The organism is Oryzifoliimicrobium ureilyticum, from assembly GCF_037199735.1.
Lineage (GTDB): Bacteria > Pseudomonadota > Alphaproteobacteria > Rhizobiales > Rhizobiaceae > Rhizobium > Rhizobium ureilyticus.
Map to the genome: position 1 here is coordinate 27,320 of NZ_JBBBVQ010000030.1, position 14,435 is coordinate 41,754.

15 protein-coding genes and 1 pseudogene are annotated in these 14,435 nt (G+C 55.5%); 7 read left to right on the forward strand and 9 right to left on the reverse strand.

What is annotated here, in order from left to right; all coding sequences use genetic code 11:
- The gene (locus VQ830_RS26390) at window positions 1-927 is read left to right on the forward strand and encodes a nucleoside hydrolase (RefSeq protein WP_337271136.1); all 927 of its coding nucleotides are present in this window, start codon (window positions 1-3) and stop codon (window positions 925-927) included.
- The gene (locus tag VQ830_RS26395; RefSeq protein ID WP_337271137.1) at window positions 924-2,717 is read left to right on the forward strand and encodes an adenine deaminase; all 1,794 of its coding nucleotides are present in this window, start codon (window positions 924-926) and stop codon (window positions 2,715-2,717) included. Before VQ830_RS26390 ends, VQ830_RS26395 begins: the two co-directional genes overlap by 4 nt.
- A 15-nt stretch (window positions 2,718-2,732) precedes the next feature.
- Here the strand turns inward: VQ830_RS26395 and VQ830_RS26400 are convergent, their stop codons facing one another.
- Window positions 2,733-3,911 (reverse strand): M20 aminoacylase family protein, encoded by a 1,179-nt coding sequence (locus VQ830_RS26400; protein WP_337271138.1) that lies wholly within the window; start codon window positions 3,909-3,911, stop codon window positions 2,733-2,735.
- Window positions 3,912-4,062: 151 nt separating this feature from the next.
- Complete coding sequence (locus VQ830_RS26405) at window positions 4,063-4,881, reverse strand: alpha/beta fold hydrolase (protein WP_337271139.1); 819 nt, start codon at window positions 4,879-4,881, stop codon at window positions 4,063-4,065.
- 383 nt (window positions 4,882-5,264) lie between these two features.
- Here VQ830_RS26405 and VQ830_RS26410 point away from each other — a divergent pair.
- Both VQ830_RS26410 and VQ830_RS26415 read left to right on the forward strand, forming a co-directional pair.
- Window positions 5,265-5,564: pseudogene (locus VQ830_RS26410) on the forward strand (nucleoside 2-deoxyribosyltransferase); the annotation flags it as partial.
- Window positions 5,565-5,595: 31 nt separating this feature from the next.
- On the forward strand, window positions 5,596-5,889 hold the full coding sequence (locus VQ830_RS26415; protein ID WP_438618766.1) for a hypothetical protein: 294 nt from the start codon (window positions 5,596-5,598) through the stop codon (window positions 5,887-5,889).
- Between the two features lie 9 nt (window positions 5,890-5,898).
- Here VQ830_RS26415 and VQ830_RS26420 read toward each other — a convergent pair whose 3' ends face one another.
- The 5 genes from VQ830_RS26420 to VQ830_RS26440 all read right to left on the reverse strand — a co-directional run bounded on the left by VQ830_RS26420 (window position 5,899) and on the right by VQ830_RS26440 (window position 8,831).
- Complete coding sequence (locus tag VQ830_RS26420; protein WP_337271140.1) at window positions 5,899-6,426, reverse strand: RES family NAD+ phosphorylase; 528 nt, start codon at window positions 6,424-6,426, stop codon at window positions 5,899-5,901.
- Window positions 6,423-6,812 carry a hypothetical protein gene (locus VQ830_RS26425; RefSeq protein ID WP_337271141.1) on the reverse strand — a complete coding sequence of 130 codons (390 nt, stop codon included), beginning with the start codon at window positions 6,810-6,812 and terminating at the stop codon, window positions 6,423-6,425. Before VQ830_RS26425 ends, VQ830_RS26420 begins: the two co-directional genes overlap by 4 nt.
- A gap of 254 nt (window positions 6,813-7,066) precedes the next feature.
- On the reverse strand, window positions 7,067-7,387 hold the full coding sequence (locus tag VQ830_RS26430; protein ID WP_337271142.1) for a hypothetical protein: 321 nt from the start codon (window positions 7,385-7,387) through the stop codon (window positions 7,067-7,069).
- Window positions 7,388-7,604: 217 nt separating this feature from the next.
- A complete protein-coding gene (locus tag VQ830_RS26435; protein WP_337271143.1) occupies window positions 7,605-8,081 on the reverse strand; it encodes a hypothetical protein in 477 nt (158 codons plus the stop codon).
- Between the two features lie 219 nt (window positions 8,082-8,300).
- The gene (locus tag VQ830_RS26440) at window positions 8,301-8,831 is read right to left on the reverse strand and encodes an NUDIX hydrolase (RefSeq protein WP_337271144.1); all 531 of its coding nucleotides are present in this window, start codon (window positions 8,829-8,831) and stop codon (window positions 8,301-8,303) included.
- Between the two features lie 96 nt (window positions 8,832-8,927).
- Between VQ830_RS26440 and VQ830_RS26445 the strand changes: the two genes are divergently transcribed.
- The 3 genes from VQ830_RS26445 (at window position 8,928) to VQ830_RS26455 (ending at window position 12,348) form a co-directional block, all read left to right on the forward strand.
- Window positions 8,928-9,572: a DUF47 domain-containing protein gene (locus VQ830_RS26445; protein ID WP_337271145.1), complete on the forward strand. Its 645-nt coding sequence runs from the start codon at window positions 8,928-8,930 to the stop codon at window positions 9,570-9,572.
- Entirely contained in the window at window positions 9,572-10,585 is a 1,014-nt protein-coding gene (locus VQ830_RS26450) for an inorganic phosphate transporter (protein WP_337271146.1), read from the forward strand. Before VQ830_RS26445 ends, VQ830_RS26450 begins: the two co-directional genes overlap by 1 nt.
- Before the next feature lie 293 nt (window positions 10,586-10,878).
- The gene (locus VQ830_RS26455) at window positions 10,879-12,348 is read left to right on the forward strand and encodes a sensor domain-containing diguanylate cyclase (RefSeq protein WP_337271147.1); all 1,470 of its coding nucleotides are present in this window, start codon (window positions 10,879-10,881) and stop codon (window positions 12,346-12,348) included.
- A 116-nt stretch (window positions 12,349-12,464) separates the two neighbouring features.
- Here the strand turns inward: VQ830_RS26455 and VQ830_RS26460 are convergent, their stop codons facing one another.
- Window positions 12,465-13,868 (reverse strand): coniferyl aldehyde dehydrogenase, encoded by a 1,404-nt coding sequence (locus VQ830_RS26460; protein WP_337271148.1) that lies wholly within the window; start codon window positions 13,866-13,868, stop codon window positions 12,465-12,467.
- 4 nt (window positions 13,869-13,872) lie between these two features.
- Window positions 13,873-14,435, reverse strand: a 563-nt coding sequence (locus tag VQ830_RS26465) for an MFS transporter (protein ID WP_497812708.1), incomplete at its 5' end; no start/stop codon positions are given.

Consider the following 14,435-nt stretch of genomic DNA (forward strand, 5'->3'; position numbering starts at 1 on the left):
ATGGGAATCTGGATCGACACCGACATGGGGTTTGACGATATCGCTGCCATTTTGGTGGTAAACTCGTCTGATTTGGTGGTCGATGGCGTCTCGCTGGTTTTCGGCAATACACCTCTCGATCAAGTTCAAAACAACGCATCTGGCGCCGCTCAAGCCTTTTCATGGCGCTTTCCAATCCATGCGGGGCGAGCGAACCCGGTGCTTGGGAAGATCGAGACGGCGCAGAGTGTCCTCGGCCCAACCGGCATTCCGACTGTCGGAGCGACGCTTCCTCTTACGAGAGGCTCATATCCGTCGGACGGTTTTGAAGCCCTCTGCAATTGGCTGGCAGACGGTGACGGGAATAAAAGGATATTGGCGCTCGGCCCTCTTACGAATATTGCCGCCGTCTGCCTCGCAAGGCCGGATCTCGCTAGTCGTATCACAGACCTCACCTGGATGGGCGGCGGTCTGACACTTGGCAATCATACCGCTTCGGCAGAGTTCAACGCCTTTGCCGATCCTGAGGCTGCCGCCGTCGTGATTGCACATGCCCTGCCCTTGCGCATGGTTGATCTCGATTTCTGCCGTAAGGTGACGGCATCCGTCTCGGATGTCGGTCCAATTCGCGAGGCGGGCGGCAAGAACGCTGTGCTTCTGGCGGATATGCTTGAAGGGTTCATCAACATCGCTATCAGCCGGGGACGCGGTGCTATGGCTCTTTATGATGCCTGCGCCGCCCTGACACTTGTTGCTCCCGATAGCGTTGGGTGGAAACCAGCGCGTATCGATGTAGAACTGCAAGGCAATCTGACACGTGGACGGACCGTTATCGAAGCGCGAGCTTCGCACGCAGGGCGCTTCAATGCGCATTATGCCGAGGCGATCGATGTCGCATTCGGGCGAGAACGCATCCTCGAAGCGCTGCGGCAGGAGGCAGCCCGATGAGCGATCGTCTGATGAGCGGACATCGGCATGGCCTGAACGATGAAAACCTGCGGGGCCGCGCGGTCGCGGCTGCACGAGGCGACGAGCCTTTCGATATCTTGATTTCCGGCGGAACGCTGGTGGACGTCGTCACTGGCGAATTACGGCCAGCCGATATAGGCCTTGTTGGCCCGCTGATTGCAAGTGTGCATCCTGCAAGATCGCGGGAAGACGCACAACAGGTTTTAGATGCCAGCGGGGGCTATGTTACCCCGGGCTTGATCGATACGCACATGCATATCGAAAGCTCGATGATCACGCCGGCATCCTATGCGCGCGCCGTTTTGGCCAGGGGCGTAACGACCATCGTCTGGGATCCTCATGAATTCGCGAATGTCCACGGAATGCACGGCATGCTGTGGGCGTCGCATGCAATCCGTGACCTACCGCTGCGTACGATCCTGCTTGCGCCATCCTGCGTACCCTCTGCACCGGGGCTAGAGCGAGCAGGTGCCGACTTCGATGCCAAAGCGCTTGCGGAAATACTCTCATGGCAAGAGGTCGGCGGTATTGCTGAGGTCATGAATATGCGCGGTGTCATAGAACGCGACCCGCGGATGAGCGCCATTCTTCAGGAGGGTCTCTATGCTGACAAACTGATCTGCGGACATGCGCGCGGTCTTGGAGGCGCCGATCTTAACGCCTTCATGGCGGCCGGCATCACTTCTGATCACGAACTGACCTCTGCGGATGATCTGATGGCAAAGCTTCGAGCCGGCCTGACGATTGAATTGCGCGGCTCCCACGATCATCTGCTGCCAGAATTTGTATCCGCTCTGAACGCAATGGGTCATTTGCCACCAACTTTGACGCTCTGTACCGACGATATATTTCCCGATGATCTCTTGGAAAACGGGGGCTTGGACGATGTTGTGCGGCGATTGGTGCAATATGGCCTACGCCCACAATGGGCTTTACAGGCAGCAACGTTGAATGCAGCGTCGAGGCTGCAGCGTTACGATCTTGGTCTCATTGCTGCCGGACGACAGGCAGATATCGTCGTCTTCAACGATCTCTCGCAGTTTGCAGCCCGTCATGTTCTCGCTAGGGGAGTTCCCGTGGCCGAACAAGGCAGGATGATTGCGGAAGTCCCTGAAATCGACGTGGCGCCGCTAGAGAATTCGATGAAGCTGCCGGCCCGTTCCAGCGACGATTTCCGGGTGAAGAGCAAAGGAAGGCGTGTCAGGCTCGCCACGATTGACCGACCCCGTTTCACGCAATGGGCCGAGACCGAAGCCGATGTGATCGATGGCTTCATCGTTCCTCCGTCCGGAACTACGATGATTTCGGTCACGCATCGACACGGCAAGGCATCGCCAGTGACACGCACGGGATTTCTCACCGGATGGGGCCAATGGAATGGCGCCTTTGCCACGACGGTCTCCCATGACAGTCACAATCTGACAGTCTTCGGTGGCAACGCGGAGGACATGGCGGCTGCGGCCAATGCCGTCATCGAAGCTGGCGGGGGGATGGCCGCTGCCTCAGGCGGAAAGGTTACGGCCGTTCTACCTCTGCCACTGTCTGGGCTTGTCTCCGCCGTCCCTCTTCTGGAGATTGCCGACGGTTTCAAAGAGGTGCGGGAGGCAGTTGGCCGTATCGTCGCGTGGCAGCCTCCCTACCTCGTCTTCAAAGCCTGCTTCGGGGCGACGCTCGCCTGCAATATCGGCCCGCACCAGACCGATATGGGCATTGCCGATGTTCTGCAAGCAAACGTGTTGGAGACGCCCGTCATCGACATTCTGGAGTAGGATCTGTTGCTTCGCTCAATCTCCAGCTTCTGAAAGTTCCTGCTCCACGAGCGTCGTCCAGAAAGCGACACCTGATGCGATTGCGTTGTCGTTGAAATCATAGGACGTGTTATGGTGAAGCGCCCCGTCGACTGCGGGACCGTTGCCGAGCCAGACATAACAACCCGGAGCTTCAGCGGCGAAAAAGGCGAAGTCGTCGCCAGCCGTTGAGGGCGGAAAGACCGTTCTTATCTTTTTCCCGAAGACACGACGGGCCGCCTTCAGCGCCCTTCTGGTCGCGTCCGGATTATTGACGACCGGCGGGATACGGCGGATAAATTCGTAGGTCGTTTCGATCCCAAACATCTTTGCCGTGCCTTGTGCCAGACGCCCGATTTCTTCTTCGAGCTGATCGCGGACATGTGATGCATAGGCGCGTGCCGTTCCGCCTATATGTACGAGATCGGGAATCACATTGAGCGCATTTGGGTCTCCTGCCTGGAGTGCACAAGCACTGACAACGGCCGGCTGCAACGGATCAACAACCCGGCCGACAATGCTCTGGATCGCTGCCAAAAAGCTTCCTGCCGCCGTGATCGGATCACGACCGAGATGCGGCTTTGCGCCATGTGTGCCTACACCCTTGAATACCACGCGCCAGCTGTCAGACGAGGCGAGCTGCGGTCCTTCCACAACAGCCATCTCATTCGTCTCAAGCCCTGGCATATTGTGCAAACCGTAGACCGCGTCACAGGGAAAGCGGCCAAAAAGCCCGTCTTCGACCATCTTCTTCGCGCCGCCACGGCCCTCCTCCGCAGGCTGGAAAATGAAATATACCGTGCCGGAAAAATTCCGATTGGCAGCAAGTGCCCGCGCTGCACCCAAAAGCATGACAGTATGACCATCATGACCGCAGGCGTGCATCTTTCCCGGGATCTTCGATTTGTAGGCCCGATCCGGCAGCTCTGGCATCGCCAGCGCATCCATGTCGGCACGCAGCCCAATTCGGCGCGTCCCGTTGCCGACCTGCAGCACGCCGACAATGCCCGTTCCTCCAAAACCCCGATGCACGGGGATGCCAGCCTCCTCCAGGATCGAGGCGACGATCCGACTGGTGCGCTCCTCTTCAAATCCGAGTTCAGGATGGGCATGGAGGTCGTGACGAAGCGCCGTCAGAAAAGCAAGATCGTCTCCGACCGGGTTTTGGGCAGTCATGTCGAGAACTCCTGAAAAGGCGAGGTAACGCGTCGTGCCTTTTCACAACAAGCCGCCCGATTAAGCAACGGGAGATCCGGATTGGCCTCAAGAAGAACGATGAATTCTCTGTAGCGTGGGCGCGTTTTGCTAAAACGCCCACGCCATCGGATCAGCTCAGAAAATCGATCAGATCCTGGTTCAGACGGTCCGGGGCTGTAGCGAACAGTCCGTGGGGCTCTCCGTCATACTCGATCAGCTTGGCGCCTGAGATACCCTGCGCGGCGGCGCGACCAGTCGGATCGATTGGCACGGTCTTGTCGCCCGTGCCGTGAATGATCAAGGTGGGTACTGTGAAGGCTTTGAAATCCGGGCGGAAGTCTGTTTTAGCGAAAGCGTCAACGCATTCGATCGTCGCCTTTGGACTTGCCATGACTGCGAGTACGAAAGACCAGTCTAAGACACCTTGGCTGACCGGGCTTGTAACAAATCCGACGCCATAGAAGGTTTTCGCGAAGCTCTGGAGAAACGCAAAGCGGTCCTTGCGAATCTGCTTCTTCATGTCCTCGAAGACGCTTGCATCAACACCATCCGGATTGCTCTCGTCCTTTAAAAGGTAGCCTGCAACAGAAGCCACGAGAACAGCCTTTGAAACTTTTGACGCGCCATGTCTGGACAAATAGCGAGCAATCTCGCCGCCCCCCATCGAAAAGCCGACCAGACCAACGGATTGAAGCTGAAGGCCATCGATGACAGCGGCAAGGTCATCTGCAAAGACGTCATACGTGTAGCCGCTTGCTGGATGTCCAGACTGGCCGAAGCCACGGCGGTCATAGGTGATCACACGGAACCCGGCTTCCAATAGCGCAACAGTCTGGTATTCGAACATATCGCCGGTCAGCGGCCAGCCGTGGATCAGGACCACGGGGCGGCCCTGGCCCATATCCTTAACGTGCAGTTTCGTGCCATCTTTCGCTTCGATAAATGCCATCTGGTGACTCCCTTGGTAATGCCACCGGTAACGGTCGTTTCATCCGTTAGGTTCCTTTTAGACCCAATCATCAGCACTTCAGGCATTTTTACCGAATTAACTCCATGCGCGTCGCGACGTGCATGTTTCTTCGTCTTAGGCTTCGAGAGACTGCGGCGATAGCAGTTATGCCTCTGTGTCGCACCTCATTGTGGAAATCCCATAGTTTTGACGCCTGCAAATGGCTGCCGTCTTCGATCTCGCTTTTGCCCACTAGAGCGCAATGCAACTTCGCGCTAGAGCAGAAAATGCAATCTGGTTGCCGGTCCCTTTGTTTCAGGAATTTCTAATGAAAAAAAGTTTATCTGGCGGGTCCTGAGGTCTTCCTCCCCAATGCTCGCGAAATGTTGGATCGAAAGGCCGCGCTTGCCCGTGAGGCTGGCCTGATCCCGCTTTCACCTGGCGACCTGGAAATACCGCACACCAACTCACCGCGCGAACGGGCCGCGGCGATCAATGCTGTCGACGAGCAGATGATGACCGAGGCTGACGCTATCATCGCCAATCTGACGCCATTTCGGGGAATTGCTGCTGATACTGGCACCGCCTTCGAACTCGGCTTCATGTGTGCGACCGGCAAGGCCGTGTTTGCCTATACCAATGTAGCCCGTGACCACCGCGGACGCGTTAGTGATCTTTATAGTGGAGCCGTCGCATATGACNGAACTCGGCTTCATGTGTGCGACCGGCAAGGCCGTGTTTGCCTATACCAATGTAGCCCGTGACCACCGCGGACGCGTTAGTGATCTTTATAGTGGAGCCGTCGCATATGACGGCGAAGGCCGTCTGAGAGATCCAAATGGGATTGCAGTCGAAGACTTCGGCCTTGCCGATAATCTCATGCTGCACGCTGGAATCGAGCGGCGTGGCGGCGTCCTCGTCGTTGGAGATGCAGCGCCGGAAGCGCTTTATACGGATCTCGCGGCGTTCAAGACCTGTCTTGCAATCGCCGTGGAAAAGCTGCGTTAACTCGCGCTTCTAGTTCGGCCAGGAGGATTGGTCTCGCGGCAATCGACTGTCGGGATCGTGAACATGTACGTAATCGTCTGCAAGAAGGTTAGCAGAAAAGATTACAAGATTGGTACCGCCGGCATGCCGCAGCGAGGGAAACAGAAGGCCTCGGAATCCAGCCGAGATGACCTCGTCTGCAAGCTTCCAGGATGGCGGTACCCTTTTGTCGATCCGAGCGATTTTTCGCCAGGCGCAGTCCCATTGTGCCCAGGCAGGGTCCCAATGAATTGGATCAAACCCTTCCGAGAAGTCCGTCACTTCGCCGAGTGTGATCTTGTAGGCTGCAAGCGTAGCTGGCGGCGTGATGCTTGCGCCCTGTCGATATTCTTCAAGTGCGGTTTGAGGAGCCACCGAAAGATAGAGCGCCTCGACGCCGGGACGATTGAACCGCCCGCCATCGATAGCCGCCCCAGCGCCGCTGGTTGGAAGGAACGCCCATTTCGGAGTCAGGTATCGGTGAAAGACTGCCTCGGGGCCGATGCGGGTGGTTTTCACCCCCGCGCTCCATTCTCCAGGTCCCGAATGAATGCAAGGACAGCCTCTATCTCACCATCGGCAACAAGCTCCGCAGCCGTGCGATGACCGTAATCAGCGATCGGCTCGTTCCGATACCAGTAGATTGCCTTTGCAAGATCGCCGCTCAGTTCAGCGGCAGCAGAGATTGCCTTGATCATTTCCCGCATCCTACCCTGCAGTCGTTCCGAAGATGGATTTCGTAGTGTATTGCGATGTACCCCCGTCAATTCCGCGAGGTTCGCAACCTTGACGCCAAGCGCCTTCGACAGACGGGACGGCGAGATATAAGGCGTGCGCGGCTCCTGAAGGCTGTCTACGAAGCCAGAAACAACTGCATATGAATGTGCTGGTCGTGCCGGTGCCATATCCAATCTCCGATCATTATATGCACAATATATGCACATCCTTGCGCACATCAAGCGACATTAGAACTTGCCTGCGTTCTTAAACGAAGGTCGGAGCCCGATTTTTTTAAGGTGGCGCTAGAGATCGACGTACTTAGGCCGTTTAACTGATATGCCAGTATAGAGATCAGCGGCGTTGAGAAGGCGGATCACCCCTGAGATCATTCGGCTCAACGCGAAATGCCTTCGGGAGCCTTTTCCCACGCTCCGGACAGCTACGAACTAGGACCGCTCCACTGGCTTTTCTTGCCTTTGAGAGACAATCCGCGTCTTCTGTCTTCGGAGGCCTGTTTCACCATTTCGGTGATCGCTTGATATGTTTGTCTCTGTGGCAAGCGGTGAGCACGCATCTGACCGTTTTCCGGGCGCGTCAGTTCATATTCGTTCACCCCCACAGAAATGGAGCGTACTTTGTCCAAAACGACGGTTGCCCCAGGGTTTGCCCAGATGATCTCGCAGGCTTGAACCTCGTTCAGGTTGAACCTCACCTCCGAACCGTCGTCTATTTGGACAGTAACAAGGTAATCGCGAAACATCATTTTTGTCCTTACAAGGCGTCACTTACCTTACCGCAAGATTGTACGTTGCAGCACGGAGCTCGGATTGACAAAAAGTTAAAATAGGTTCTTCACCAATCTCATTTAGCCTCTCTCAATTTCTTCGGCTGCGCTGCGGGGAGACTGACGTTTCGAGATCGGGATCGTTGATCATTCTTTGCCTGCGCTTGGACCAATGCAAGTGCCGATTTTATACCTATGGCTCCAGAGAGTGTGGGTCGCGCCAGCGATGCGGTTGAGTCTCATGATGGAGAAGCCGGTAGCGTTTGAGGTTCTTTGCCGAGACGACAGAGATGCCCTGTCCCGCAATGTTCAATGAGACATCATGCAGCAGCGGACTTTCCCAGTAGAAAGATACGTTACCCCAAAAGAGGGTCAAAGGTGTTTCGCGCTCCTGAACAAGAATTATTTCGCATAGTGTGCCATCGAAATTGAACGCACGTTTGTGTCGGAAGCGCTTGAGTGGAACCTCTTCAAAGTCAGGCATCGCGGTAAGCTTAACATCGAATTCTTCAAAACTTTCGCTCCGATAGAGCAAATCGATATCTCCGTGAGCGGAAGGTGCACGGAGGCACAAGACCTCCTCTGCCCAACCGCCAAAGAGATCACAGGCGATACCCAAATCCGCTAGCTTGCCGATAACAGCGGCGACCTTATGTCGGGTATTCTCCATTGGCTGGCTGCCCCCATGACTCGATTTAGCCGCGAATGCTTCCAACGCGTCTACTGAACGCCGTTTGATCGCGCGTAGGTGAGCAACAGACATGCTTTTACCACGTGGTGATCGATCCGGCTTATGTTGAACTCACGCCACTGCTCATGACCCAGAACGATTCGCGTGAATGGAGGCATCTCCGGGCGCCTGCTCAACCTTTCACGCCCAAGCACTTGACTATCGAGACGCCCGCGTTTCTCCGATCGGCTTGAAGTTCACGAGAAGTGCCTTCAGCTCTACCTCGCGGACTCTTCGAGCCGCTTCGTCAGGGCTGACCCAGGCCAAGATGCGCTGTCCCCTTTCCTTGAAGTCCTCCTGCGTTTTTTTCACTTTCACCTGAAACATCTCGACCATGACAGGCGCGACATCACCGTCATCGAGCTGTTTGAGATAGATGTATCGCCCTATAGGGTTTTTGTTGGCCTTGCCTCGGATGCCTGCCTCCTCCCAAGCCTCAGTCTCAGCGGCTTGGTGCGGCTTCTTGGACTTCATCGGCCACCCCTTTGGAATGACCCACCGACCGGAATCGCGGGACGTAATCACCAGGATCTCGATCTCCGCGCTCTTCTCCTTTTGTCGGAAACAAAGCGCTCCATACTGGACTCGAAAAGCGCCTTTGAAAAGCTTTCCAGGCTCTTGCGCAAGCTCTTTCAAAAGACTTTGGGAGGCGTTCGCGCGCGGCTTCTGGCGCTTTTTCTCTGGCTTCATGACAATCTTAGCTTGTCAAAATTCCCAATCTGTATCAATTGCCCAGGGAAATTTATGACAGTTTTGTGACAATGATCCACATGAAAGGTCGTCACGATGATGGGCATGTTCCGTAAACTAATGCCACGCGAAGACAAGTTCTTCGACATGTTCAGTCAGCATGCAAAGACCGTGGCAAGCGCAGCGCATGCAATGGAAGAATTGCTGCGCGGTACCGATGTCCAAAAAAATTGCGACCGTATCGTGGCATTGGAAGGCGAGGCCGATGATATCACGCGCGACGTGCTCCTCGCCGTCAGGCGCAGTTTCATTACACCTTTCGATCGCGGTGACATCAAGGATCTCATCCAGTCGATGGATGATGCGATCGACACCATGCACAAGACAGTCAAGACAATCCGTCTCTTCGAGCAGACGAGCTTCACTCCGTTGATGCAACAGATGGGTGGCGAGATCGTCAAGGCGGCAACATTGATCGAGGAAGCCATTCCGCTTCTCAACCGGCTGGGCCCCAATGCGCAACGGCTCTCGGCCATTGCGGAGGAGGTTACGCGTGTAGAAGGCCGGTCGGACGAGCTTCATGATGAGGGGTTAAAAGACCTCTTCCGACGTGGCGGCGCAGGCGGCGACACAATGGCATATATCATTGGCAGCGAGATCTATGGCAACCTTGAGAAGGTGGCAGATCGGTTTGAAGACGTCGCTAACGAGATCAGCGGCATCCTGATCGAGAACGTCTGATGGAAGCCACGCTCGCCTTCCCGCTTCTTTTGGGCTTGATTGCTGTCGCCTTATTCTTCGACTTTCTCAACGGTCTTCATGACGCCGCGAACTCGATTGCCACGATCGTTTCGACGCGCGTGCTACGCCCGCAATATGCTGTTGCCTGGGCCGCCTTTTTCAATTTCATCGCCTTCCTATTCTTCGGCTTGCATGTCGCAGAGACACTTGGAACCGGCATCATCGATCCATCTATCGTCTCACCTCAGGTGATTTTTGCTGCGCTCATTGGCGCGATTGTCTGGAATATTGTGACTTGGGTGTTCGGTATTCCCTCCAGTTCGTCCCATGCGCTCGTTGGCGGGCTAGTCGGTGCAGGATGGGCCAAAGTTGGCTTCAGCGCTGTCGTGTGGGGCGGGCTCCTGAAGACGATCGGAGCGATATTCATGTCGCCCGCCATCGGCTTTTTTCTTGCGCTGCTTCTGGTCCTTGCGGTTTCCTGGCTCTTTGTGCGCCAGACACCTTTCGTCGTCGATCGCACCTTCCGCTACATGCAGTTCGTCTCGGCCTCGGCCTATTCGCTGGGCCACGGGGGAAACGACGCGCAGAAGACCATGGGCATCATAGCCATCTTGCTGTTCAGCCAGGGCCATCTTGGCTCTACCTTCTACGTGCCTCTTTGGGTGGTCATTTCATGCCAATCCGCGATGGCACTGGGAACGTTGTTCGGCGGCTGGCGCATCGTCCACACGATGGGTTCGAAGATCACGAGGCTGAACCCGATGCAGGGCTTTTGCGCTGAAACCGGTGGCGCCTTGACGCTTTTCGGGGCAACCTGGCTCGGGATTCCTGTCTCCACCACACACACGATTACCGGTGCAATTGTCGGGGTCGGTGCTGCCCGCCGCGTTTCAGCTGTCCGTTGGGGAATTGCAGGCAATATCGTCATCGCCTGGATCATCACGATGCCCGCAGCTTCGCTCATTTCGGCGATTGTCTACCTCGCCAGTGACTGGATAGGACGTTTGGCGTGAAAAACGCAATCAGGCATGACGCATCCTGGAAATGTTACTACCCATGACACCTTGGGAGTGAAAAGGCTTCGCCAATCACCGCTGATGAAGTCCTCGATCAATGCGCCGATTTATTTCAAATGACTCCCGGTCTGGAAGTTATCGGATTGACGGCGAACTCAGGCTCATCGTCCGCTCTTTTCGGATAACAATAAAAAAGTGATCGGCAAGCAGTGATTTACCTGTTGTATGTAAGGGTCGCGTTTCCCGAGTAAGCTCGCTGCGAACTGCTTTACGTTCTTCAGGTATTTACGATGACCGATGACTTTGATTCTGACATTTTCAACCTCGCGCCAATCGCCATGTGGATTGAAGACTTCAGTGAGGTAAACACCCTTTTTGATGAGTGGCGTCGCAAGGGCGTCGCAGATATCAGGAAATTCCTGCGCGAGGATCGTCATCGGGTGATCGCTTGCTCTAAGCGCATTCGCGTACTGAGGGTCAACGCCAAGACGCTGCAGGTGTTCGAGGCGGAAAGCCTTGCACACCTCAAGGCAAACATATCTTCCATCTTTCGAGACGATATGCTTGACACTCATATCAACGAATTGGCAGCACTTTTCGATGGCGATTTGACCTTCTCGAGCACGACTGTCAATTACACGATCGCCGGGCGGCGTCTTGATATCCAGCTGCGTGGCGCTGTCATGCCTGGTCATGAAAAGACGCTTGCGAGGCTGCTTTTGACGACCGAAGACATCACTGATCGAGAAGATGCTCGTCGCTCCGAAGCTGAGCAGAGGCGTCAGGCAGAAGGCATATTCGAACATTCTCCCGTCTCGCTATGGATTGAGGATTTCAGCCGCATTCGCGTGCTGATCGATGATATCCGCGCCCGTGGCATCAGCGATTTCCGAACCTTCATGGACGTTCATCCGGAGTTTGTGCGCCAGTGCATGAGCGAGATCAGAGTGATCGACGTCAACCAGGCGACGCTTGATCTTTTCTGCGCAAGAGACCGCACCGATCTGCTGCAGCGACTTGGCGAAATTTTTCGTGACGATATGGAAAAGCCGTTCCGGGAACAGCTTATGGAACTATGGAATGGAAATCTGTTTCACCACCGCGAAGTCATCAACTTTGCCCTCGATGGTTCGCAGCGCCACATCCTGCTGCATTTCTCTGTGTTTCCGGGACACGAAAAAGACTGGTCTCGCGTCCAGGTCGCGCTCGCGGACATTACCGCGCGCAAGAAGGCGGAAGCCTATCTCGAATATCTCGGCAAGCATGATGTTTTGACGAAACTTTACAACCGAGCCTTCTACGCTGAGGAGATGAACCGTCTTGAGCGCAAGTCCCTGCGCCCAGTGTCTGTAATCATCATTGATCTCAATGGCTTGAAGGAGGCCAATGACCAACTTGGGCACGATGCCGGGGATGGGTTGTTGCGTCGCTTTGGCGAGATCCTCAATGGAGCAGTATCGGCGCCGAACCATGCTTGTCGCATTGGCGGCGATGAGTTTGCGGTTCTTTTGCCTGGCGCAGATGCGAAAGCCGCTGGCTCCATCATCGAAACGATCCTTGAACTTTTGAGGATCAACAATCAGTTCTACTCAACTGCGCCGCTCAGCATGTCCTACGGTGTTGCGACCAGCGAAGACGGCGAGACGATCGAGTCGGTGGTCAGGCGCGCTGACATTTTGATGTACGAGGACAAAAAGGCCCATTATGCGACAGCCGATCTCAGCGCAAGTGCGCCAAGCGCTCGAACGAGTACACGATAATCCGCAAGCAAGATCGTCGTGCAAGCACGAAACTCATTCGGCGGCCACTTGAAAGCCTCGGGACTGGCGACGTGGCGCCGCCTTGAGGTGGCATCGGTTTGCACGCGAATTTTGAGCTAACTTCGCGCCATAAATTTTGCCAGGAGCCGTGTCAGCCGCCCATAAGGTGGCATGGCAAGCCGCGCTGGATTGAACAAGCGAACTTTCGTAACACCACGTGCGTGCGAGAAGCGCTTAAAGCCATCGTGGCCATGGTAGGCGCCAAACCCGCTTGGCCCCACGCCACCGAACGGCAAATCATTCTGCGCGACGTGAAGGAGCGTTCCATTGACGGTGACGTTGCCAGAGATCGTGTTCTCCAGCACTGAGCGCTCGGTGACCCGATCCTTTGTGAATAGATAGAGCGCCAGGGGCCGTGGACGTGTCCGGATGAAACCTACTGCCTCGCCAAGCTGCTCATAAGAAATGATAGGAAGGATTGGCCCAAAAATCTCTTCTTCCATAAGCTTGCAGTCGCACGCAGGGTTGATCACGAAGGTCGGCCCAATGCTGCGCTCCCTTGAAGGCAGGTCCAGATCGACTGTCACAACCTTCACACCCTTCGCCTGACAGTCACCGAGCCCTTCCGTCAGTCTTGTGTAACCGCGTTCGCCCAGAAGGCTGGTGTAATCTTTCGCAGCGCTATCCCTCGGATAGCGTTGCCGCACCTGTGAAACCAACGCGTCGATAAGATCGTCAAGGCGGTCTTTTTGAACAAGCACATAATCCGGCGCAATACACGTTTGGCCGGCGTTCATCAGTTTGCCGAACACAAGATCACGCGCAGCTTTCTTGATATCATAATCTGGCGCTATCAATGCTGGCGACTTACCGCCAAGTTCGAGCGTCACAGGCGTCAGATTGGCTGCTGCTGCAGCCATTACCTTTTTGCCAACCGCTGTGGAGCCCGTAAAAATGAGATGATCGAAGGCAAGGCTCGAGAATGCGGCAGCCACATCGGCTCCTCCCTCCACAACCCTTACTTCGCCTTCAGGGAAATATTTTCTCATCAACGCTGACAGCAAGGAAGAGGTTTGAGGGGCCAATTCTGAAGGTTTGATAATTACGCGGTTTCCCGCGGCAAGGATGTCGATGAGGGGTCCGATCGACAGAAACAACGGGTAATTCCAGGGGACCATGACGCCGACGATCCCAAGCGGCTGATATTGCACGTAGTTGGCAAGATGCATAAATTCGAGCGAACATGCTCGAGGTTCGGCCCTCATCCACCGCCGTAGATGGCTGCGCGTATGCCTCAGCGCCGCCATCAGGGGCACGATCTCGAGCATCATCGTCTCGTCATGAGAGCGGTGACCGAAATCGCTAGATACAGCCTCGCAGAGAGACTGGCTGTTTTCCTTCAGCAGTTGGGCGATCCGCATTAGACGCTCGCGTCGTGCAGCGAGCGACGGGTTCATGTCGGCGTCAAAAGCCTGGCGCTGGTCGATGAATACCTTCTCGAGAGCCCCGTATGCGGTCAAAGCTTCACTCCGATATACCCGATTTTGCCATGCTCGGGAGATTGCGGTGCAAATGACCGAATACCATGACCGCACAGACAGCCGCCAGAGATAGAGGCAAGAGGCATGAGTAGGAGAAGGCTGCAGCACCGGCCGCGGAGAAAATCGGGCCCGCCACAGCGGTCCCGACCGTCGCACCAATGATGGCGATCACCAGGATGCGCGACATAAACGAGCCGTCTGGATCATTCTCTGTAAGCACTCCAGTGACGAAAGGCGTCACGATGTAAAAGCCGATATTCACCAGCACCTGCGTCACCAGAAATACGGTGGCCGTGAAAATATGAAACAGATAGTAGATCGAGACGGCCATAATCAGGAAACCAAGCATCACACAGGGCAAGCGCCTTGCCTTGTCCTGTGTCAATGCAGGGACGACTGCCCCGATAAAACCCGCAAGCGAAGAAATCGCCAGATAAAGTCCGGCCTTAGCATTATCGAGCCCGATGCGCTCTGCGACATAGCCGCAGATCGCCCATTGCCCTGCCTGTACCGCATACACCATGAACACGATGATCATCGCTAAAA

What these genes read in the sequence shown, in the direction of transcription:
- VQ830_RS26390 (WP_337271136.1), top strand. Translation starts at nt 1, where the DNA reads ATGGGAATCTGGATCGACACCGACATGGGGTTTGACGATATCGCTGCC.
- VQ830_RS26395 (WP_337271137.1), top strand. Translation starts at nt 924, where the DNA reads ATGAGCGATCGTCTGATGAGCGGACATCGGCATGGCCTGAACGATGAA.
- VQ830_RS26400 (WP_337271138.1), bottom strand. Translation starts at nt 3,911, where the DNA reads ATGACTGCCCAAAACCCGGTCGGAGACGATCTTGCTTTTCTGACGGCG.
- VQ830_RS26405 (WP_337271139.1), bottom strand. Translation starts at nt 4,881, where the DNA reads ATGGCATTTATCGAAGCGAAAGATGGCACGAAACTGCACGTTAAGGAT.
- VQ830_RS26415 (WP_438618766.1), top strand. Translation starts at nt 5,596, where the DNA reads ATGTGTGCGACCGGCAAGGCCGTGTTTGCCTATACCAATGTAGCCCGT.
- VQ830_RS26425 (WP_337271141.1), bottom strand. Translation starts at nt 6,812, where the DNA reads ATGGCACCGGCACGACCAGCACATTCATATGCAGTTGTTTCTGGCTTC.
- VQ830_RS26430 (WP_337271142.1), bottom strand. Translation starts at nt 7,387, where the DNA reads ATGTTTCGCGATTACCTTGTTACTGTCCAAATAGACGACGGTTCGGAG.
- VQ830_RS26435 (WP_337271143.1), bottom strand. Translation starts at nt 8,081, where the DNA reads ATGGAGAATACCCGACATAAGGTCGCCGCTGTTATCGGCAAGCTAGCG.
- VQ830_RS26440 (WP_337271144.1), bottom strand. Translation starts at nt 8,831, where the DNA reads ATGAAGCCAGAGAAAAAGCGCCAGAAGCCGCGCGCGAACGCCTCCCAA.
- VQ830_RS26445 (WP_337271145.1), top strand. Translation starts at nt 8,928, where the DNA reads ATGATGGGCATGTTCCGTAAACTAATGCCACGCGAAGACAAGTTCTTC.
- VQ830_RS26450 (WP_337271146.1), top strand. Translation starts at nt 9,572, where the DNA reads ATGGAAGCCACGCTCGCCTTCCCGCTTCTTTTGGGCTTGATTGCTGTC.
- VQ830_RS26455 (WP_337271147.1), top strand. Translation starts at nt 10,879, where the DNA reads ATGACCGATGACTTTGATTCTGACATTTTCAACCTCGCGCCAATCGCC.